General features: G+C 73.9%; 17 protein-coding genes. 10 read left to right on the forward strand and 7 right to left on the reverse strand.

Annotated features, from left to right (window positions below; genetic code table 11):
* The first annotated feature begins 4 nt into the window (after positions 1 to 4).
* Complete coding sequence (locus tag ABUL08_RS23105; protein ID WP_350932063.1) at positions 5 to 436, forward strand: hypothetical protein; 432 nt, start codon at positions 5 to 7, stop codon at positions 434 to 436.
* Between the two features lie 155 nt (positions 437 to 591).
* On the opposite strand, the gene ABUL08_RS23110 is transcribed toward ABUL08_RS23105, so the two are convergent.
* The 5 genes from ABUL08_RS23110 to dnaK all read right to left on the reverse strand — a co-directional run bounded on the left by ABUL08_RS23110 (position 592) and on the right by dnaK (position 5,371).
* A complete protein-coding gene (locus ABUL08_RS23110) occupies positions 592 to 804 on the reverse strand; it encodes a hypothetical protein (protein WP_350932065.1) in 213 nt (70 codons plus the stop codon).
* Between the two features lie 168 nt (positions 805 to 972).
* A complete protein-coding gene (locus ABUL08_RS23115; RefSeq protein ID WP_350932066.1) occupies positions 973 to 1,410 on the reverse strand; it encodes a heat shock protein transcriptional repressor HspR in 438 nt (145 codons plus the stop codon).
* Positions 1,411 to 1,440: 30 nt separating this feature from the next.
* On the reverse strand, positions 1,441 to 2,640 hold the full coding sequence (gene dnaJ / locus ABUL08_RS23120; protein ID WP_350932067.1) for a molecular chaperone DnaJ: 1,200 nt from the start codon (positions 2,638 to 2,640) through the stop codon (positions 1,441 to 1,443).
* 79 nt (positions 2,641 to 2,719) lie between these two features.
* On the reverse strand, positions 2,720 to 3,466 hold the full coding sequence (grpE, locus tag ABUL08_RS23125) for a nucleotide exchange factor GrpE (protein WP_350932068.1): 747 nt from the start codon (positions 3,464 to 3,466) through the stop codon (positions 2,720 to 2,722).
* Positions 3,467 to 3,514: 48 nt separating this feature from the next.
* Positions 3,515 to 5,371 carry a molecular chaperone DnaK gene (gene dnaK / locus ABUL08_RS23130; protein WP_350932069.1) on the reverse strand — a complete coding sequence of 619 codons (1,857 nt, stop codon included), beginning with the start codon at positions 5,369 to 5,371 and terminating at the stop codon, positions 3,515 to 3,517.
* Between the two features lie 220 nt (positions 5,372 to 5,591).
* Between dnaK and ABUL08_RS23135 the strand changes: the two genes are divergently transcribed.
* Genes ABUL08_RS23135 through ABUL08_RS23145 form a run of 3 tightly spaced genes read left to right on the forward strand, consistent with a single transcriptional unit; the run spans position 5,592 to position 10,379 of the window.
* Positions 5,592 to 7,430, forward strand: coding sequence for a GTPase domain-containing protein (locus ABUL08_RS23135; protein WP_350932070.1), 1,839 nt, complete (start codon positions 5,592 to 5,594; stop codon positions 7,428 to 7,430).
* Positions 7,431 to 7,447: 17 nt separating this feature from the next.
* Positions 7,448 to 9,109: a GTPase gene (locus ABUL08_RS23140; RefSeq protein ID WP_350938789.1), complete on the forward strand. Its 1,662-nt coding sequence runs from the start codon at positions 7,448 to 7,450 to the stop codon at positions 9,107 to 9,109.
* A gap of 46 nt (positions 9,110 to 9,155) precedes the next feature.
* Positions 9,156 to 10,379 carry a hypothetical protein gene (locus ABUL08_RS23145; RefSeq protein ID WP_350932071.1) on the forward strand — a complete coding sequence of 408 codons (1,224 nt, stop codon included), beginning with the start codon at positions 9,156 to 9,158 and terminating at the stop codon, positions 10,377 to 10,379.
* A gap of 13 nt (positions 10,380 to 10,392) precedes the next feature.
* Here ABUL08_RS23145 and ABUL08_RS23150 read toward each other — a convergent pair whose 3' ends face one another.
* Positions 10,393 to 11,304, reverse strand: coding sequence for a diacylglycerol kinase catalytic domain-containing protein (locus ABUL08_RS23150; protein ID WP_350932072.1), 912 nt, complete (start codon positions 11,302 to 11,304; stop codon positions 10,393 to 10,395).
* Complete coding sequence (locus tag ABUL08_RS23155; RefSeq protein ID WP_350932073.1) at positions 11,301 to 12,395, reverse strand: SPFH domain-containing protein; 1,095 nt, start codon at positions 12,393 to 12,395, stop codon at positions 11,301 to 11,303. Before ABUL08_RS23155 ends, ABUL08_RS23150 begins: the two co-directional genes overlap by 4 nt.
* Positions 12,396 to 12,470: 75 nt before the next feature.
* Here ABUL08_RS23155 and ABUL08_RS23160 point away from each other — a divergent pair, with 75 nt between their 5' ends.
* The 6 genes from ABUL08_RS23160 (at position 12,471) to ABUL08_RS23185 (ending at position 18,744) form a co-directional block, all read left to right on the forward strand.
* Positions 12,471 to 13,157, forward strand: a complete 687-nt coding sequence (locus ABUL08_RS23160) for an NUDIX hydrolase (protein WP_350932074.1) — start codon at positions 12,471 to 12,473, stop codon at positions 13,155 to 13,157.
* A gap of 318 nt (positions 13,158 to 13,475) precedes the next feature.
* Positions 13,476 to 14,099: a hypothetical protein gene (locus ABUL08_RS23165; RefSeq protein WP_350932075.1), complete on the forward strand. Its 624-nt coding sequence runs from the start codon at positions 13,476 to 13,478 to the stop codon at positions 14,097 to 14,099.
* A 618-nt stretch (positions 14,100 to 14,717) separates the two neighbouring features.
* Positions 14,718 to 15,902 carry a pyruvate dehydrogenase (acetyl-transferring) E1 component subunit alpha gene (gene pdhA / locus ABUL08_RS23170; RefSeq protein ID WP_350932076.1) on the forward strand — a complete coding sequence of 395 codons (1,185 nt, stop codon included), beginning with the start codon at positions 14,718 to 14,720 and terminating at the stop codon, positions 15,900 to 15,902.
* On the forward strand, positions 15,902 to 16,891 hold the full coding sequence (locus ABUL08_RS23175; protein WP_350932077.1) for an alpha-ketoacid dehydrogenase subunit beta: 990 nt from the start codon (positions 15,902 to 15,904) through the stop codon (positions 16,889 to 16,891). Before pdhA ends, ABUL08_RS23175 begins: the two co-directional genes overlap by 1 nt.
* Before the next feature lie 5 nt (positions 16,892 to 16,896).
* Entirely contained in the window at positions 16,897 to 18,384 is a 1,488-nt protein-coding gene (locus ABUL08_RS23180; protein ID WP_350938791.1) for a dihydrolipoamide acetyltransferase family protein, read from the forward strand.
* Between the two features lie 222 nt (positions 18,385 to 18,606).
* A complete protein-coding gene (locus tag ABUL08_RS23185) occupies positions 18,607 to 18,744 on the forward strand; it encodes a hypothetical protein (protein WP_242795666.1) in 138 nt (45 codons plus the stop codon).
* The last annotated feature ends 295 nt before the right edge of the window (positions 18,745 to 19,039 follow it).

Genomic DNA, 19,039 nt, shown 5'->3' on the forward strand with positions numbered 1-19,039 from the left:
GCCGGTGAGCGTGCAGGAGTCGACGTTCCACGGCTTTGCCAACCCGGTCGACCCGTCCCCGGCGGAGCTGCGGGCCTGGGCCTACCAGCCCGACTCGGTGCCGCTGGCCTCCATGCCGCCGGACTGGGACCTGCTGGTCGCCGGTGACCACCTGGTGCAGACCCTCTTCGAGCTGGCCATGGACCCGGCCTGCCCGGCCCGCCGGTTCGCCCTGCACTGCCTCTACATCTATGCCGCCGACGGCATCCGGACGAACTTCCGGGCGCACCCCAAGCGCCGCTTCCGCAAGCTGGTCGAGCAGGCCGAACGGGCCGGCGACGACCTGATGCGCAACTGGGCGCACAACAGCCGGGTGCTGCTGGCCCGCCCCGACCTCTTCGTCTACCGGGACTGGTGCGAGGGTGGCCTGGTCCGGGAGAACCGCCGCCTCGGCTGACCCGCCCGCCGGGTCCGCCCTCGGCGGGGTCCGGGCCCGCCCGAGTGGGACCTCCGTCGCCCTTCGACGCCGCCATGCCGGCGACGAGGAGTGCGGCTTGGACAGCGAACGGGCCGGGACCCCCCGTGGGTCCCGGCCCGCACGTCGGTGGATCGTCAGTCGGGCGATCCACCCTGCTCGCGGCGTTTCACGTCGGCCCGACCCCGGTCGACGCCGTGGTCGACCTGGTCGGCGAAGCGGCCGTCCCGGACCGCGTCCGAGAACCGGCGCCCGGTGATGCCCTCGAACTTCTCGCGGACGTTCTCGGCCACCTTCTCCAGCCGGTCCTCGGCCTGTTCCGCCACCTTCTTCGCTGCCGAATCCGCCACGGCTCCCCCGTCAGCTTGGCGTCCGAATTGCGGGAGCTGATCCCGTTTCACAGGGTAACCGAGCCCTCCCCACCCCCGCGCCCCTTTCTCCATCAGGGCCGAGAAACGATCGTGGACAGTCCCCGTTCACCAGGAACGGCAACTGTCCACGATCTCGTGCGGAGACGGTCAGCGGTCGGTGCGGCGGGGACGCCAGACGACCAGGGCGGTGGAGGTGCGGTTGGTGGGGACCAGGTCGCCGCGCGCGAAGCCGCCCAACGACTCCAGCTCGGCGATCCGCCGGTACGCAGCGTCCAGCTCGGCCTCCAGCCGGGCCACCCGCTGCTGCGCCTGCTCCAGCAGCTGCTCCAAGCCGATGATCCGCTTGACCCCGGCCAGGTTGATCCCGTCGTCCTGGCTGAGCCGTTGCACCTCACGGAGCAGCACCACGTCCCGGACGCTGTAGCGGCGACCGCCGCCGGCCGCCCGGCCGGCCTGCACCAGCCCCAGCCGGTCGTACTGGCGCAGGGTCTGCGGGTGCATGCCCGCCATCCGCGCCGCGACCGAGATCATCAGCACCTTGGCCTCGTAGGCAGGGTCACCCGAGCCGACGAACTCCTGCGACATCCCCGCTCACCTCCGCTGCCTCACACCGGGTCAACTGAACCGACGCACCCGCGCGTCGAGATGTTCCCGCGCGGCCGGCGGGGTCTGCTCCGCGAACGCCTCCAGCGCCGCCCGCGCCTCGTCCGACACCTTCGCCGGCACCACCACGTCGAGGGTGACCAGCAGGTCACCGGCCCGACCGTCCTTGCGCACCACGCCCTTGCCCCGGGCCCGCAACACCCGGCCGCTCGGCGTACCCGGCGGCACCCGCAGGGTCACCGTGCCGTCGAGGGTGGGCACCCGCAGGTCCGTGCCGAGCACGGCCTCGGCGAAGGTGACCGGCACCGTCAGGGTCAGGTCGTCCCCGGTACGCCCGAACAGCTCGTCCGGGCGGACCTTCACCTGGACGAACAGGTCGCCCGCCGGGCCACCCCGCTCACCGGGCTCACCCCGCCCGGCCAGCCGGATCCGCTGGCCGTCGGCGACCCCGGCGGGGAAGCGGACGTTCAGCGTCCGGGTCTTGGTGACCGCTCCGGTGCCCTGGCACTCCGGGCACTTCTCCTCCACGACCGTGCCCACGCCCTGGCAGTTGCGGCACGGCTCGGAGAAGCTGAACGACCCCTGGTTGCGGGTGGTCACCCCGGCACCGTGGCAGACCTGGCAGGTCACCGGCTGGGTGCCGGGCTTCGCCCCGTTGCCGTGGCAGGTGTCGCAGACACCGGGCGCGCGCAGCGAGAGCGGCAGGGTCACTCCGCGTACGGCGTCGGAGAAGTCCAGCGCCACCTCGGTCTCGATGTCCCGGCCGCGGGCCGGTCCACGGGCCCGGGCCGCCCCACCGGCGCCACCGGCACCGCCGGAGAAGATCGTGCTGAACAGGTCGGTGAAACCGCCACCGCCGAAGCGGGTGTCGGCACCGCCGCCACCGGCCGCGCCGCCGAAGAGGTCGGAGACGTCGAACGGCATCCCGCCGCCCGGCTGACCCGCGCCGCGGGCGTTGCGGCGGAACGCGCCGGAGCCGAAGAGGGAACGCATCTCGTCGTACTCGCGGCGCTTCTTCTCGTCGCCGAGCACGGCGTACGCCTCGGAGACGGTCTTGAACCGCTCCTCGGCCTTCGGGTCACCGGGGTTGTGGTCCGGGTGCGACTCCCGGGCCAGCTTCCGGTACGACTTCTTGATCTCGTCCGAGGAGGCGGACTTCTCCACACCGAGCGCGGCGTAGTAGTCCTTCTCGATCCAGTCCTTGGAACTCACCGGTCCACCCCCTTCCACGGGACGTACCCCGGACGTCCCGCCCGCCCTCGACGGGCGGGCGGGACGGCACGGGTCGGCACTACTCCGGGTCGGCCACCGCGACCAGGGCCGGCCGCAGCAACCGTTCGCCGAGCTGGTAGCCCCGGCGCATGACCTGCACGCAGGTCGGTTCGGTCACGTCGGCGGAGGTCTGGTGGGCCACCGCCTCGTGCCGGGTCGGATCGAACGGGTCGCCCTGCTCGCCGAAGGCGGTCAAGCCGAACTTGCCCAGCGCGCTGGTGAGCTGCTCGGCCACCGTGCCGAACGGCCCCACCAGGTCGCCGTGCTCGCGGGCCCGGTCCAGGTCGTCGAGGATCGGCAGCAGCGCGGCCAGCACCGAGCCGGTCGCCTGCTCCTGGACCAGGCTGCGGTCCCGGTCGACCCGCTTGCGGTAGTTGGCGTACTCCGCCGACACCCGCTGGAGGTCCCGGGTCCGCTCGTCGAGGTCGCCGCGGAGGGACTCCAGTTCGGCGCCGAGCGGCGAACCGCCCGGCTCCACCGGCTGGGCCGGGGCGTCCACCACCGGCGGACCGGCGGGCGGCGGGCCGTCGACCGCGTCCGCCTCGACCTCGATCTCGTCGACGACGACCTCGGCGTCCTCGACCAGCCCTTCGGCCGGCGCGTCGGCCGCGGCGTCGGCGGCGGCCGACGGTTCCCCGGTCTTGCCGAGCTTGCGCTTGTCACGGATGACGACCCGCGGTTCCTCACCGGCGGACTGCCCGGTGCGCGCGGAGCCACCCGGCGCCGACCCGGAGCCCGGGTCGGCGGCTCGTGGCTTCTCCGTCATGCGGTTACCTCATCCCTCTGCCGTGAGTACGGGTCCGACGGCGGCACGTCACTTCTTGCCGTCCTCGTCCACGATCTCCGCGTCGACCACGTCGTCGGCGCCGCCGGCCTGCGCGCCACCGGTCGCACCCGCGCCCGGCCCGGCCGCACCCGGCTGCTCACCCTGCTCGCCCTGCTGGGCGTAGAGCAGCGAGCCGGCCTGCTGAGAGACCTGGGCCAGCCGCTCGTGGGCCGCCTTGATCTTCTCGATGTCCTGGCCGCCGAGCGCGCCGCGCAGCTCACCGAGGGCCTCGTTGAGCTGCTCCCGGTTCTCGCTGGGCAGCTTGTCGCCGCTCTCGGCGAGGAACTTCTCGGTCTGCCACTGGAGCGCCTCGGCGACGTTGCGGGTCTCCGCCTCCTCGCGGCGACGCTTGTCCTCGTCGGCGTGCTCCTCGGCGTCCCGGCGCATCCGCTCGATGTCGTCCTTCGGCAGCGAGGAGCCGCCGGTGATCGTCATCTTCTGTTCCTTGCCGGTGCCCAGGTCCTTGGCGTGCACGTTGACGATGCCGTTGGCGTCGATGTCGAAGGTGACCTCGATCTGCGGCACGCCGCGCGGCGCCGGCGGGAGGCCGGTCAGCTCGAAGGTGCCGAGCTTCTTGTTGTAGGCCGCGATCTCCCGCTCGCCCTGGAACACCTGGATCAGCACCGACGGCTGGTTGTCGTCCGCCGTGGTGAAGACCTCGGAGCGCTTGGTCGGGATGGTGGTGTTGCGCTCGATGAGCTTGGTGAAGATGCCGCCCTTGGTCTCGATGCCCAGGCTCAGCGGGGTCACGTCGAGCAGCAGGACGTCCTTGACCTCACCCTTGAGCACACCGGCCTGGAGGGCGGCGCCGACGGCGACGACCTCGTCCGGGTTGACGCCCTTGTTGGGGTCGCGGCCGGTGAGCTGCTTGACCAGGTCGGTGACGGCCGGCATCCGGGTCGAGCCGCCGACCAGGATGACGTGGTCGACGTCGGAGACCTTGATCCCGGCGTCCTTCACGGCCTGCTCGAACGGGCCCTTGCAGCGGTCCAGCAGGTCCTGCGTCATCCGCTGGAACTCGGCCCGGCTCAGCGTCACGTCGAGGTGCAGCGGGCCGGCCGAGCCGGCGGTGATGTACGGCAGGTTGATGTTGGTGGTGGTGGCCGCCGACAGCTCGATCTTGGCCTTCTCGGCCGCCTCGCGGAGCCGCTGGAGGGCCATTTTGTCCTGGGCCAGGTCGATGCCGTGCTCGCCCCGGAAGGTCTTCACCAGGTGGTCGATGATCCGCTGGTCCCAGTCGTCACCACCGAGCTGGTTGTCACCGCTGGTCGACTTGACCTCGACGACGCCCTCGGCCAGCTCCAGCAGGGAGACGTCGAAGGTGCCGCCACCCAGGTCGAAGACCAGGACGGTCTGCTCCTTGGAGCCCTTGTCCAGCCCGTACGCCAGGGCGGCCGCGGTCGGCTCGTTGACGATCCGCAGCACGTTGAAGCCGGCGATCTCACCGGCCTCCTTGGTGGCCTGGCGCTGGCCGTCGTTGAAGTAGGCCGGGACGGTGATCACCGCGTCGGTGATCTGCTCGCCCAGGTACGCCTCGGCGTCCCGCTTCAGCTTCATCAGCGTGCGGGCCGAGATCTCCTGCGGGGTGTACTTCTTGCCGTCGATGTCGACGGTCCAGTTGGTGCCGATCTCCCGCTTGACGGACCGGATGGTCCGGTCGGGGTTGGTGACCGCCTGGCGCTTGGCGACCTCACCGACGAGCACCTCGCCGTTGCGGGCGAACGCGACGATCGAAGGAGTCGTCCGCGAGCCCTCGGCGTTGGCGATGACGGTGGGCTCACCGCCCTCGAGAACGCTGACGCAGGAGTTCGTCGTGCCGAGGTCGATGCCGACCGCACGTGCCATGTTCGCTTCCTCGCTTCGTAACGGTGAGCAGGTCGGAGGGGGTTTCCTTCGCCCTGCCCGGCGGGCCGCCCGCAGCGACCGCACCACAAGTTGAGTGAACTTGACTCAATAGTGCCACGCCTTCGGCAAACCGCAAGTCGAGGTTGAGCCGACCCGACGCAACCTGACCGTTATTACCGTCCGGTTGTCTTCCCTTGCATCGGTCGGGCACGCTTTAGCGGTGACGACGCACGGCGATCCCGCCACCCATGCCGGAACGCCCGCCGTCGCCGCCCGTACCGGATCGTCGGACGCCGGGGACGACCGGCCCGCCACCAGCGCGGCGGGTCTGCCCGCCGCCCTCGCCGGTCTCCGGGCCGCGACCGGGGCGGCCCGTTTCCCGCTCGCCCTTCCCTCGGCCGAACCGGCCCGCCGCTCCGCCGCGGGCCTCGCCGACCAGCTCGACGACTACCTGCTGCCCCGGCTGGCCCGGCTCGACGCGCCGTTGCTCGTGGTGGTCGGCGGCTCCACCGGGGCCGGCAAGTCGACCCTGGTCAACAGCCTGGTGCAGGCCCGGGTCAGCGCCGCCGGGGTGCTCCGGCCGACCACCCGCTCCCCGGTGCTGGTCTGCAACCCGGCTGACTCCGCCTGGTTCCGCCAGGGCGACCTGCTGCCCGGCCTCACCCGGACCAACGAGCCCAGCGAGCACCCGGGCACCCTGCACCTGGTCACCGCGCCCGCGCTCCCGGCCGGGCTGGCCTTCCTGGACGCCCCCGACATCGACTCGGTGGTCGACGCCAACCGCGCCCTCGCCGGGCAGCTGCTGGCCGCCGCCGACCTCTGGCTCTTCGTGACCACCGCCGCCCGCTACGCCGACGCCGTCCCCTGGGAGCTGCTGCGCAGCGCCCGGGCCCGGGGCGCGGTGATCGCCATGGTGCTCGACCGGGTGCCGCCGGAGGCCGCCGACGAGATCGCCGCCCACCTGTCGGAGATGCTCGCCGCCCAGGGCCTGGAGGCCGCGCCGCTCTTCGTCCTCCCGGAGACCTGGGTGGACGGCCAGGGCCTGCTGCCCGACAAGGTCACCGCTCCGCTCAGCGCCTGGTTCTCCCGGCTCGCCGCGGACGCCGACGCCCGGGCCGCCGTGGTCCGGCAGACGCTGGACGGCGCGCTGGCCGCGCTGCGGCCCGCCGTGGATTCCCTCGCCGACGCCGCCGACGAGCAGGTGGCCGCCGCCGACGCGCTCGACGAGCGGGTCCGGGCGGCGTACCGGGGGGCGGAACGGAGCGTCGAGCAGGGGCTGAAGGACGGCCGGCTGCTCCGCGGCGAGGTGCTGGCCCGGTGGCAGGAGTTCGTCGGCACCGGCGAGTTCTTCCGCACCCTGGAGGCGCGGATCGGCCGGCTGCGGGACCGGGTGGTCGCCGCGGTGACCGGGCGGCCCGCGCCCGCCGCCGAGCTGCGTACCGCCATCGAGTCACAGCTGGTGACGCTGCTGCGCGGGGTCTCCTCCGAGGCGGCGGAGAACGCGTACACCGGGTGGAAGGCGCACCCGGCCGGTGCGGCGCTGCTCGACCCGGCGCTGGCCCACCCCTCGGACGACCTCGCCGAACGCGCCGAGCGGCTGGTCCGCGACTGGCAGCGCGAGGTGCTGGAGCTGGTCCGGGCCGAGGGCGGCGACCGGCGCTTCGTGGCCCGCACCGCGGCGTACGCGGTGAACGCCACCGGCCTCGCCGTCATGATCGCCGTCTTCGCCTCCACCGCGTTCATCCCCACCGGACTGGAGGTGGCCACCGGGGCGGGCACCACCGTCGCCGCGCAGGCCGTCCTCCAGGCGATCTTCGGTGACCAGGCGGTACGCGACCTGGCCGCCAAGGCGCGGGTCGACCTGCTCGACCGGGTCCGCGTGCTGCTCGATGAGGAGGCGGCCCGCTACCTGACCCGGACGGCGGAGGCCCGCCCACCCGAGGACACCGGCGCCGAGCTGCGCCGCGCCGCCGGCCAGGTGGAGATCGCCCGCCACCGCAGCGGGCTGTCCCGCAGCGACGGGCCGGCGCTGCCGCCGGCCGGGACGGACCGCCCGTGAGCAACATCGTCGGACGGATGCGCGAGGCGTTCCGGGGCGACCAGCGGGTCGATCCCGACGAGCTGGTCGCCCGCCTCCAGGCGGTGCAGCGGTTCCTCGGCGCGGTCGACGGCCAGGTGCCCGACACGCAGCTGGTGCCCGCGCACACCGTGGTGGAACGGGCCGGCACCCGGCTCGCGCTCTCCGGTGACCACACCGTGGTCGCCCTGGCCGGGGCCACCGGCAGCGGCAAGTCCAGCCTCTTCAACGCGCTCGCCCGGCTGGACCTCTCGCCCGTCGGCGTCCGCCGACCGACCACCGGCGTGGCGCACGCCTGCGTCTGGGGGGCGCTGGACGGCGCCAGCCGGCTGCTCGACTGGATCGGCGTCCTGCCCCGGCACCGGTTCGTCCGGGAGAGCGCGCTCGACGGCGACGACGAGTCCGGCCTGCACGGGCTGGTCCTGCTCGACCTGCCCGACTTCGACTCGGTGCAGCGGGCCCACCGGCTGGAGGTGGACCGGCTGCTCGGCCTGGTCGACCTGGTGGTCTGGGTGGTCGACCCGCAGAAGTACGCCGACCGGGTAATCCACACCAGCTACCTGCGCGAGTTCCACCGGCACAAGGACGTCACGGTGGTCGTGCTCAACCAGTCCGACCGGCTGGCCCCGGCCGAGCTGCCCCGGGTCCTCGGCGACCTGCGCCGGCTGCTCGACGCCGACGGGCTGGACGGGGTGCCGCTGCTGCCCACCGTCGCCGTCGACCCGGCCGGGCTGGACGGGCTGCGCGCCGCGTTGGAGCGTACGGTCGCCGAACGGCAGGCGGCCCTGCGTCGGCTCGCCGGCGACGTGGACGCCGTGGTGGCCGGACTGGAGCCGCTGGTGGCCGCCGCGCCGCCGCGTACCGGACCGGACGACGAGTCGACGCGGGAGCTGACCCGGGCACTGGCCGGGGCGGCCGGCGTGCCGTCGGTGGCCGACGCGGTCGAGGGGGCGTACCGGCACCGGGCGGGCGGGACGACGGGCTGGCCGCTGGTCAAGGGCTGGCGGAAGCTGCGCCCCGATCCGCTGCGCCGGCTGCACCTGCCCGGACCGGGCGGGAACGCCGACGAGCCAGCGGAGAGCCTGGTCGCGGCCACCTCCGTACCCGATCCGACCGCCGCCCAGCGCTCGGCGCTCGGGCTGGCGATCCGCGCGGTGGGCGACCGCTCCGGCGCGGGCCTGCCGGCGCCCTGGCCGACCACGGTGACCGCCGCGGCCCGGTCCCGCCTCGGCGACCTGCCGGACGCGCTGGACCGCGCGGTGGCCGGCACCGACCTGGGGATGGACCGGCGGCCCGCCTGGTGGCGGGTGATCGGCGTCCTCCAGTGGCTGGTCACCCTCGCCGCCGTCGCCGGACTGGGCTGGTTGGCGCTCGGCTACGGCCTGCGCGCGCTCGGCCTCCCCGCGCTCGACTACCCGAGGCTCGGCGAGGTGCCCTGGCCGACGGTGCTGCTGCTCGGCGGGCTGCTCGCCGGCCTGCTGGTGGCGGCGCTCACCCGGCCGGTGGTGCGGTGGGCGGCCCGGCGGGCCCGGCAGCGGGCGGAGCGGCGGCTCACCATCTCGGTGGGGAACGTCGGCGAGGAGTACGTGCTGGTGCCCGTGCGGGCCGTGCTGACCCGCTACGGCCAGGCGCGCGAGGCGCTGCGGGACGCGACCCGCTGATCGGCTCACCCCGTCGGTCTCCCGACGGCGGGCGTAGGGTCGGTGCATGGCCACGCCACAGACCCCCTACGAGGCGGTACTGCACGCCGCCCGCGACGTGACGCGGCTCGACAGCGCCCTCGACGCGGAGATGCTCGGTGCCGCGCTGCTGGGCAGCGTCTATTCCGTCGCGGAGACCGACCGGGACAACGCCGTCCGTGAGTTCGTCGGCGGCTTCCTCGCCACCACCGCCCGACGACGCAGCGCCGCCGCCACCACCATCCGCGCCGTCTTCGCCGCGCTGGTCCCCGACGCCGAGGGAGCCGGCAAGGTCCGTCCCGGCGCGCTCGCCCCGGCCTGGACCGGCCAGCTCGGCCGGGTCCACCTGACCGGCGTCTGGGCCTACGGCGACGTGTACGGCGACCAGACCTCCTACCTGGCCACCTTCGCGTACGACGAGGCCGAGGGTGGCCCGGAGCACGCCATGGTGGCGCTGGTCGACCACAACATCGGCATCATCAAGGACGTCTACGTCGGCGGTCCCGCCGAGCGGATCCTCGGGCAGGTCCGCGAGATGTGCACCGAGGACGAGCTGACCTGGTTCCGCACCGAGGAGGGGGCCCGGATGCACGCCGAGGTGGCCCGTCACCTCGCCGTCACCGACGACCTCACCGAGCTGCCGGCGCAGGGGTCGCTCGCCACCGACCGGGCACTGGTCGGCGCCCGGCTGGCCGCGCTGCCCGCCCCGGCCGTCCGGACCGGCGCCGGGGCGACCGAGCCGCTGACCGACGAGCGGCGGACGGCGCTGCTGCGCGGCTTCCTCGACTCGCCGGAGGCCGCCCGCTTCGGCCTGGACGCCGTGGACGGCCCGGAGCTGCCCTCCCTGCACTTCTGCCTGGGCCTGCTGCTCGACCACGCGGAGAGCTTCACCGACGCCGACCCGATGCGGTGGAGCCCGACGGTGGCCGAATTGTTCCTGCTGGACTGGGTGCACCGACGCGCCGTGCTGGACATGGACGACGCCGCCATGCTGCCCCGGGTGCTGCGCGCCTGGGCGGCGTACGCGGCCCGCTGGAAGGGACTGCCGGAGACGGCGGCGCGCCGGACCGACGAGGCGATCGAGGAGATGGTCCCCGAGTTCGCCCGCCTCTACAGCACCGGTGAGCGGCGCAGCCCGGCGACGGCGGCGGTGGCCCAGCTGATGGCCGACGGCGTCGACCCCGACGACCCGGCCGCCCTGGACGCCTGGATCGAGGCGAACCGCCACCGCCTCACCGACGACCCCGCCTGAGGTCCGGCCCCCGTCACGGTTCGACGAGGGTCAGGCGCTGGGGGGCGACGTCGACGGTGAGGCGTTGCCCCCAGCTCAGCGCCAGCCGGTCGGCCTCCAGGCCGTCGGCGAAGGCGACCAGCCCGTCGGACTCGGCGACCAGTTCCAGCCGTTCGGCGCCGGTGATCCGGCCGGCGGTGAGGCTGACCCCGGTGACCGGGGAGGGCCACGCCTCGCGGACGTACCAGCAGAGCGCCGCCTCCTCCGGGGCGGGCGGGCGCGGCGCACCCGGACGGTCGCGCGCGATGGACGCGCACCAGCCGGTCGCCCCCGTACCGCTGCCGATCACCACCCCGGAGGAGGAGTGCCGTTCCCGCCGGGTCGGCTGGCCGTCGGGGACGGTGAGCAGGTAGCGGGCGGACTGGTGGGAGGCGTGGCCGACGTACACCTCGTTGAGGCCGACCAGCTCCTGCCCGTCGTCGAGCGCGGCCCGGACCATGGCGCGGCCCCGGGTGGGCGCGGCACCGGCGGCGACCGCCGGCAGCAGGCCGGCGAGCTGCCCGGCGGTGAACCGCACCAGGACGCCGGCGTTGCGCCCGGGTTCCGGGTCGACGCCGACCACCGGCTGCCGGTCGAGGTACTTCGCCACGTTGGCGACCAGGCCGTCCGGGCCGACCGCGACCACCACGTCCTCCGGCCCGAACAGGAACCGGGGCAGGTCGTCGCGGTCCACCGCGCCGCGTCGCCAGTCGGCCGGGACGGCGGCGCCGACCGTGGTCAGCGCCGCCTGGAGGGCGTCGTGCCGGTCGACGACCTCGGCCAGGTCCCGGCCCCGCTCCCGCAGGTACCAGGCCGCCGCCGCGCGGGTGCCGTGCCGGGCCAGCAGCTCGTCCAGCTCGCTGCGGCGGCTCACCACGACCACCCGGGGGGCCAGGGTCGCGCTCACCGGCCCGGTGCCAGCCGCGCGAGCAGGTCGGTCACCACGTCGGGGGTGACGGTGAGCTGGCCGATCTGCGGGAGCTGCCCGGCGATCTCGCGGACCGTCAGGGCCCGCAGCACCTCCGGCGGCAGGTCGGCGTACGCGGCCAGCTTCGCCGCCTCCGCCTCGGCCTCGGCGTGGCCGACCGCGCGTACGCCGTCGGCGCGGGCCGCCGCGAGCAGCCGTTCCTTCTCGGCCGCGCCGCCGGCCAGGACGCGCTCCTTCTCCGCCTCGGCGGCGGCCAGCACCCGGGCCCGCTCGGCGGCCGCGGCGTTGGCGACCTTCTCGCGTTCCGCCTTGCCCTGCGCGGCGGCGAGTTCGGCGTCGGCGTCCAGCTCGGCGCGGCGGCGGGTGTTCGCGCCGTGCTGCTCGACGAGCTGCTGCTCCCGGCGGGCCAGCTCGATCTTGTTCTGGAGTTCGTTCTCGGCGATGCCGCGTTCCTGTTCGACGGCCTGGGCGCGGCGGGCGTAGGTGGCCCGGTCGGCCTGGACCTGGACGGCCTCCCGGGTCGGGGTCTGGAGGGCCCGTTCCAGCTCGGGTTCGGGGCGGATCGCCACCACCCGGGCGCTGACCACCGCGACGCCGAGGTCGGTGAGGCGGGGGTCGTCGCCGAGCGCGCCGGAGACCGCCTCGCGGACGGGCGCGACGGTGGTCAGCGCCTCGGCCAGCGGCACCCGGGCGAGCAGGTCCAGGGCGGGCTGCTGGGCCAGCTCGGCCAGCAGGGTGGCGACCTGGTCGAGCGGGCGCGAGCGGGCCGTGCCGGTACGCGGGTCGACGGAGAAGTCGAGGCGGCCGGCGGCGCGGGCCGGGTCGGCGACCCGGTAGGTCACGGTGGCCTGGACGGTGATGTCGGCGAAGTCGCCGGTCCGGGCGTGGAAGAGCAGCGGCAGCTCCCGGTCGTCCACCGGCACCTCGCTGAGCACCGCGTTGAGCGGCCGGTACCAGAAGGACTGCCCGGTGCCCTCGCGGCGGAGCTTGCCGGCGACGTGCAGCCGGACCCAGTTGGTCGGCGTGCCGCGCAGGTGGCGCAGGAACAGCCGTCTCGTCACATCAGCCATGATCAGTTCCTCCCCTTTTTCGTCCATCCGACGATAACTGCTCTGCTAAGTTATCGTCAAGGTGGTGATAAAGAGATGCCCGAGTACCCGCCCTTCGCCGTGACGGTCGACCTGGTCGTACTCACCGTCCGCGCGGACGAGCTGAGCGTGCTGCTGGTCCGGCGCGGCATCCCGCCGTACGAGGGGTGCTGGGCGCTGCCCGGCGGCTTCGTCGGCATCGACGAGGACCTGCCCGACGCGGCGGCCCGCGAGTTGACCGAGGAGACCGGGCTACCCGAGCCCGCCGGCCACCTGGAACAACTCGGCACGTACGGCCGGCCGGAGCGGGACCCGCGCGGCCGGGTGGTGACGGTGGCGTGGCTGGCCCTGCTGCCCGACCTGCCAACCCCGGTCGCCGGCAGCGACGCCGCCTCGGCCGAGTGGCTGCCGGTCTCCCGGCTCACCCCCGGTCAGCTCGCCTTCGACCACGACCGGATCCTCGCCGACGGGCTGGAACGCGCCCGCGCCAAACTGGAGTACACGCCGCTGGCCGGCGCCTTCTGCCCGGCCGAGTTCACCGTGGCGCAACTGCGGGCCGTCTACGAGACGGTCTGGGGCACCCGCCTGGATCCGCGCAACTTCCACCGCAAGGTCACCGGCACGCCCGGCTTCGTCGAGCCGGTCGGCCGCTCCACCGAGGGGGACCGGGGCCGACCCGCCCAGTTGTTCCGGCGCGGCCCCGCCACCCACCTGCACCCGCCCATGCTCCGCCCGGACCACTGACGGCTCGGCCTGCCGGCGACGTCCACCCGGGGACACCGACCTCAGTGGGCTCCGAAGAGGAGGGAGAGCCGCACGGACGGCCAGCTCCCTCCGACGGGGATCGGCACGTCGACGGCCTCCCGGGGGACGGGCGGGCGCTGCGGCGCGGGCGCCGGAACCTCCGCCACCGGCACGGGAACCGGCCGCGTCGCCTCCCGGGGAGCCGGTGGTGCCGGCCGGACCGCCGGCCGGACCGCCGCGCGGTGGGCCGGCGGGACCGGCCGGGCCGGCGTACGGGCCGGTCGCGTGGACCGGACCGCGGCCGGGCGGGAGCCGAGGGTGCGGCCGGGACGGAACCCGGTCGCGGTGGTCGTCGGCGTCGGGTCGCACGGTGCCGACGAGGCGGCGGACGGGCTCGGCGACGGGACCGTCGAGCCGGAGGGGTCCCCGCCTCCCGGCGTCGCGGCGGGGGTCGGGTCGGGGACCGGCAGGGAGAGCGTGACGGTGGGCAGGGGCAACGGATCGGGGCTCGGCGGGTCGACCGGTGACGGGCTCGGGGACGGGCCCGGTGAGCCGCTGGGCGACGGGGAGGGCGAGCCGCTGCGGGACGGCACCGGGGCGGCCGACCTGCTGGGCGGGGCCGGCACCGACCGGGGCCGCCGCGCCGACGCCGGGTCCGGGGCGGCCGGTCGGACGGGTGCCGCCGCGGCTGACCCGCCCGCCACCGCGGCTGCGGGCGCGGCCGGCCGGGGCGGCACCGTGGTCGGTACGCCGGGCGACGGGAGCGCGGGCTGCCCGGTGGCCGGCACCGGCACCACCACCGGCCCGATCGAGGGGGTCGGCAGGAACGGTGTGCTGCTGTTGGGCAGGGCCGTGCTCCCCACGGTGGCCGACCCGGCGCTGAGCGCGGCGAGGATCGGCATCGAGGCGGTGCCGGCCAACAGCGCCACGGTGAAGAGGTAGCCGCGGCTGGGCCCGCCGAGACCGGCGGCCCGGTGCGCGCCGACGACGCGGCGGTAGCCGCCGGCCGGCACCCGGTGACGACCGGGGAACTCGGGACCTGCTGCTGGCTCGGGCACCGGTTCTCCTCGTCGTCGACCACGGACATGCGGGTACGCCGGGAAGCCGCCGTCGAAACGGACAAAAGGCACTTCCCGCCCCTGGTCAGCTTGAACCAGTGACGTTCAGTTCACCAGGCGCCACAGCGTGTCGACACACAAATTGTCCGTCGGTCCGGTCGAGCCGGACGAGGCTACGATGACAAATACCTCGATGGGTCGAGAAGCAGACAAACGTCCACCGCCGGGGAGGCCGTACTGTGGGCCCGCTCACCTCCTCTGCAATCATTCAGGCACGACGGCAACGCAGCCGCGACCTCCGCGCACCCTCGCGGCAGGCGCGGTACGGCGCCGGCGCTCCCGAACCGGGTTCGTCCCAGAATCCGGCTCACGCCGCGCGGCAACCCTCACCGGGGCTAGGCGCGGCCGCCAGGAACCAGCCCGGCACCGGCCGGGCGGGCGCACGATTTGCGCGGAACGGGTCACCCCCCGGCGCCGGCGCAGACACGACAGGGAGAGACGGATGGCAAAGGGCGACCCCGGGGTCACCACCCGCAGCCGGCGGGCCGCACCCCGTTCCAAGCGAGCCGCCTCGGCGGCCACCGGCGAGCCGGAGCTCGTACAGCTGCTGACGCCCGAGGGCGAGCGGATCGAGAGCGCGTTCGGGCCGGACGGCACCGAGTACCGCGTCGACTTCACCGACGAGGAGTACCGCGGGCTCTACCGCGACCTCGTGCTGGTCCGCAAGCTCGACGCCGAGGCCACCGCGTTGCAGCGCCAGGGCGAGCTGGGCCTCTGGGCCAGCCTGCTCGGCCAGGAGGCGGCCCAGGTCGGCTCCGGGCGCGCGCTGCGCAGCCAGGACATGGCCTTCCCGACCTACCGGGAGCACGGCGTCCTCTACTGCCGGGGCATCGACCCGATCATGCCGCTCGGCCTGTTCCGCGGCGTCGACCAGGGCGGCTGGGACCCGAACGAGTTCAAGTTCAACATGTACACGATCGTGATCGGGGCGCAGACCCTGCACGCGACCGGGTACGCCATGGGCGTCCACATGGACGGCCGGACCGGCACCGAGGACGGCGAGGCGGTGATCGCCTACTTCGGCGACGGCGCCACCAGCCAGGGCGACGTCAACGAGGCGTTCGTCTGGGCCAGCGTCTTCAACGCCCCGCTGGTGTTCTTCTGCCAGAACAACCAGTACGCCATCTCCGAGCCGCTGGAGCGGCAGACCCGCGTCCCGCTCTACCAGCGGGCCGGCGGCTTCGGCTTCCCCGGTGTCCGGGTGGACGGCAACGACGTGCTCGCGTCGTACGCGGTGACCCGGCACGCGCTGGACAATGCCCGGCTCGGCCAGGGCCCCAGCCTGATCGAGGCGTACACCTACCGGATGGGGGCGCACACCACCTCCGACGACCCGACCCGGTACCGGATCGCCAGCGAGGTCGAGGCCTGGCAGGCCAAGGACCCGATCGCCCGGATGAAGGCGTTCCTGGTCAACCAGCAGATCGCCGACGAGTCGTTCTTCACCGAGGTCGACGAGCAGGCCCGCACCGAGTCGGTGCACCTGCGCGAGCGGGTGCTCAACATGCCCAACCCGCAGCCGGTGACCATGTTCGACCACGTCTACCCGCACGGGTCGCCCGAACTCGACGAGCAGCGGGCCCAGTTCACCAAGTACATGGAGTCGTTCGAGGGGAGCGCCCACTGATGGCCACGGAGACGCTCACCCTCGGCAAGGCCCTGAACACCGGTCTGCGCAAGGCCCTGGAGAACGACCCGAAGGTCGTCATCATGGGCGAGGACGTCGGCAAGCTGGGCGGCGTCTTCCGGATCACCGACGGGCTCCAGAAGGACTTCGGCGACCAGCGGGTGATCGACACCCCGCTGGCCGAGTCCGGCATCATCGGCACCGCGGTCGGCCTCGCCATCCGCGGCTTCCGCCCGGTCTGCGAGATCCAGTTCGACGGCTTCGTCTACCCCGCGTACGACCAGATCGTGTCGCAGGTGGCGAAGATGCACTACCGGTCGCAGGGCAAGGTCACCATCCCGATGGTGATCCGGATCCCCTACGGCGGTGGCATCGGCGCGGTCGAGCACCACTCCGAGTCGCCCGAGGCGTACTTCGCGCACACCGCCGGCCTGAAGGTGGTGACCTGCGCGAACCCGCAGGACGCGTACGTGATGATCCAGCAGGCGATCGCGTCGGACGACCCGATCGTCTTCCTGGAGCCGAAGCGGCGCTACTGGGAGAAGGGGCCGGTCGAGCTGGACGCCCCGCTCGACGCGGCGTACCCGCTGCACTCGTCCCGGGTCGCCCGGGCCGGCACCGACGCCACCGTGCTGGCGTACGGGCCGATGGTGCGGACCGCCCTGGACGCGGCGACCGCCGCCGCCGAGGACGGCCGGGAGCTGGAGGTCATCGACCTGCGCACGCTCTCCCCGCTGGACCTCACCGCCGCGTACGAGTCGGTGAAGCGCACCGGCCGCTGCGTGGTCGTCCACGAGGCCCCGGGCAACCTGGGCCTGGGCTCGGAGATCGCGGCCCGGATCACCGAGGAGTGCTTCTACTCACTGGAGTCCCCGGTGCTGCGCGTCACCGGCTTCGACACCCCCTACCCGGCCAGCCGGGTGGAGGAGGAGTACCTGCCCGACCTCGACCGGGTGCTCGACGCCGTCGACCGCACCTTCGGCTGGTGAGCGGCATGTCGCGGATCAAGGAGTTCAACCTCCCCGACCTGGGCGAGGGCCTGACCGAGGGCGAAATCCTCGCCTGGCTGGTCAAGGTGGGCGACGTCATCGAGCTGAACCAGCCGATCGTCGAGGTGGAGACGGCGAAGGCGGCCGTCGAGATCCCGGCGAAGTGGGCCGGCCAGGTGCGGGCGATCTTCCAGCCGGAGGGCACCACGGTCGAGGTCGGCACGCCGATCATCTCGATCGACACCGACCCGGGCGCGGGCCCGATCGAGGAGTCGACCACCGCCGCCCCGTCGTCGGCCCTCCCCACCCCGTCGGCGGCCTCGCTGGCGGCGGTGGAGATCGCCCCCGAGGAGGGCATGGTCGAGCCGGGCCTGATCGGTGGTGTGGCCCCGGGCGGCCGTACCGCCGTGCTGGTCGGCTACGGCCCCCGTAACGCCCCCGCCAAGCGCCGCGCCCGCAAGGACGGCGTGCCGGCCCAGGCCGCCGCCCCGGCCCAGGCCGCGCCGGCCCCGGTCGCCCCGGCTCCGCAGCCGGTGGCGGTCGAGACGGTGGTCACCGCGCCGGCCAACGGCAACGGTGCCGGCGGTACGCGAACCGGTGGGCTGGTGCTGGCGAAGCCGCCGGTGCGCAAGCTCGCCAAGGACCTCGGCGTCGACCTGGGCACGCTGACCGGGTCGGGTCCGTTGGGGTCGATCACGCGGGAGGACATACAGCGGGCGGCGAGCGGGACCCCGGCGGCGGCCGAGCCGCTGACGGTCGCGGCGCCGGCCACGGCCGCCGCGAGCTTCGGCGCGGACCGCGAGCAGCGCATCCCGGTCAAGGGGGTACGCAAGCTCACCGCCGAGAACATGTCCCGTTCGGCGTTCACCGCCCCGCACGTGACGGAGTTCCTGACCGTCGACGTGACCCGGGCGATGAAGGCCCTGGACCGGCTGCGCGAGCGGCGGGAGTGGCGGGACGTCCGCGTCTCGCCGCTGCTGCTGGTGGCGAAGGCGGTGCTGCTGGCGGTCAAGCGGTACCCGATGGTCAACTCGACCTGGGCCGGCGACGAGATCGTGGTCAAGGAGTACGTCAACCTCGGCATCGCGGCGGCCACCGAGCGCGGCCTGATCGTGCCGAACATCAAGGACGCCGGGCGGCTCTCGCTGCGCGAGCTGGCCGACGCGATGACGGCGCTGGTGCAGACGGCGAAGACCGGGAAGACCTCCCCGGCCGACATGTCCGGCGGCACGCTGACCATCACCAACGTCGGCGTCTTCGGCGTCGACACCGGTACGCCGATCCTGCCCCCGGGCGAGTCGGCGATCCTCGCCTTCGGCGCCGTACGCGAGATGCCGTGGGTGCACAAGGGCAAGGTCAAGCCGCGCCTGGTGACCACGCTGGGTCTCTCCTTCGACCACCGGATCATCGACGGTGAGCTCGGTTCGAAGTTCCTCCGCGACATCGGGGACTTCCTGGCCGACCCGGAGGCGGCGCTGCTCGCCTGGACCTGACGGTTCCTCGCACCAGCCGACGGCCGGTGTGCCACGGGTGAACGCCCGGCACACCGGCCGTTGCCGTTTCGGAAAGAATCGTCGGCGCTGACGGGGTGTTGACCTACGATCCGAAGGTCCGTGGTTCAGCTCACCTACTAATCGATGGAATCTGGCCGCGTTTTGCGCTTCAATAGAGACATCAAGGGGCTGACAACCGAATAGCCAGGAGGAGAGACCCAGATGAGCATGATCGAGCGAATCCGCACCCGCCGCGACGCCAACCGCCGCGCCCGCGCCATCGAGCACGCGCTGCGTTCCGCCAACTCGCCCGCGGTCCGCGACGAGCTTCTCGCCATCGCCCAGCGTCACATGAGCTGACGCACCAAGACTTTTCTCACCTCCTCCAGTTCGAGGACCCGTCCGGTCGCACCGGGCGGGTCCTCGGCGTTTCGGGTGCGATTGACACCGGGATTCCACCTCGCTGCACCGCCCGGTACGGTGGGTCTCGGTCGCCACCCACCGGTCCGGCGAGCACAGCGGGCCGATAGAAGCCGATCGACACCGAGCGGCGACGGTGGGTGACGACCGGTGCTCCCCGGACGCCTCCGGGCGGCCACCGGATACGGTGCGGGGAGCCCGCACGGCCGGTACCCGCCGGCGACGCCGGCAACCA

Source organism: Micromonospora sp. CCTCC AA 2012012, assembly GCF_040499845.1.
GTDB classification, from domain to species: domain Bacteria; phylum Actinomycetota; class Actinomycetes; order Mycobacteriales; family Micromonosporaceae; genus Micromonospora; species Micromonospora mangrovi.

What these genes read in the sequence shown, in the direction of transcription:
- ABUL08_RS23175 (WP_350932077.1), top strand. Translation starts at nt 15,902, where the DNA reads ATGGCCACGGAGACGCTCACCCTCGGCAAGGCCCTGAACACCGGTCTG.
- grpE (WP_350932068.1), bottom strand. Translation starts at nt 3,466, where the DNA reads ATGACGGAGAAGCCACGAGCCGCCGACCCGGGCTCCGGGTCGGCGCCG.
- ABUL08_RS23155 (WP_350932073.1), bottom strand. Translation starts at nt 12,395, where the DNA reads ATGGCTGATGTGACGAGACGGCTGTTCCTGCGCCACCTGCGCGGCACG.
- dnaK (WP_350932069.1), bottom strand. Translation starts at nt 5,371, where the DNA reads ATGGCACGTGCGGTCGGCATCGACCTCGGCACGACGAACTCCTGCGTC.
- pdhA (WP_350932076.1), top strand. Translation starts at nt 14,718, where the DNA reads ATGGCAAAGGGCGACCCCGGGGTCACCACCCGCAGCCGGCGGGCCGCA.
- ABUL08_RS23185 (WP_242795666.1), top strand. Translation starts at nt 18,607, where the DNA reads ATGAGCATGATCGAGCGAATCCGCACCCGCCGCGACGCCAACCGCCGC.
- ABUL08_RS23160 (WP_350932074.1), top strand. Translation starts at nt 12,471, where the DNA reads ATGCCCGAGTACCCGCCCTTCGCCGTGACGGTCGACCTGGTCGTACTC.
- ABUL08_RS23145 (WP_350932071.1), top strand. Translation starts at nt 9,156, where the DNA reads ATGGCCACGCCACAGACCCCCTACGAGGCGGTACTGCACGCCGCCCGC.
- ABUL08_RS23140 (WP_350938789.1), top strand. Translation starts at nt 7,448, where the DNA reads ATGCGCGAGGCGTTCCGGGGCGACCAGCGGGTCGATCCCGACGAGCTG.
- ABUL08_RS23180 (WP_350938791.1), top strand. Translation starts at nt 16,897, where the DNA reads ATGTCGCGGATCAAGGAGTTCAACCTCCCCGACCTGGGCGAGGGCCTG.
- ABUL08_RS23115 (WP_350932066.1), bottom strand. Translation starts at nt 1,410, where the DNA reads ATGTCGCAGGAGTTCGTCGGCTCGGGTGACCCTGCCTACGAGGCCAAG.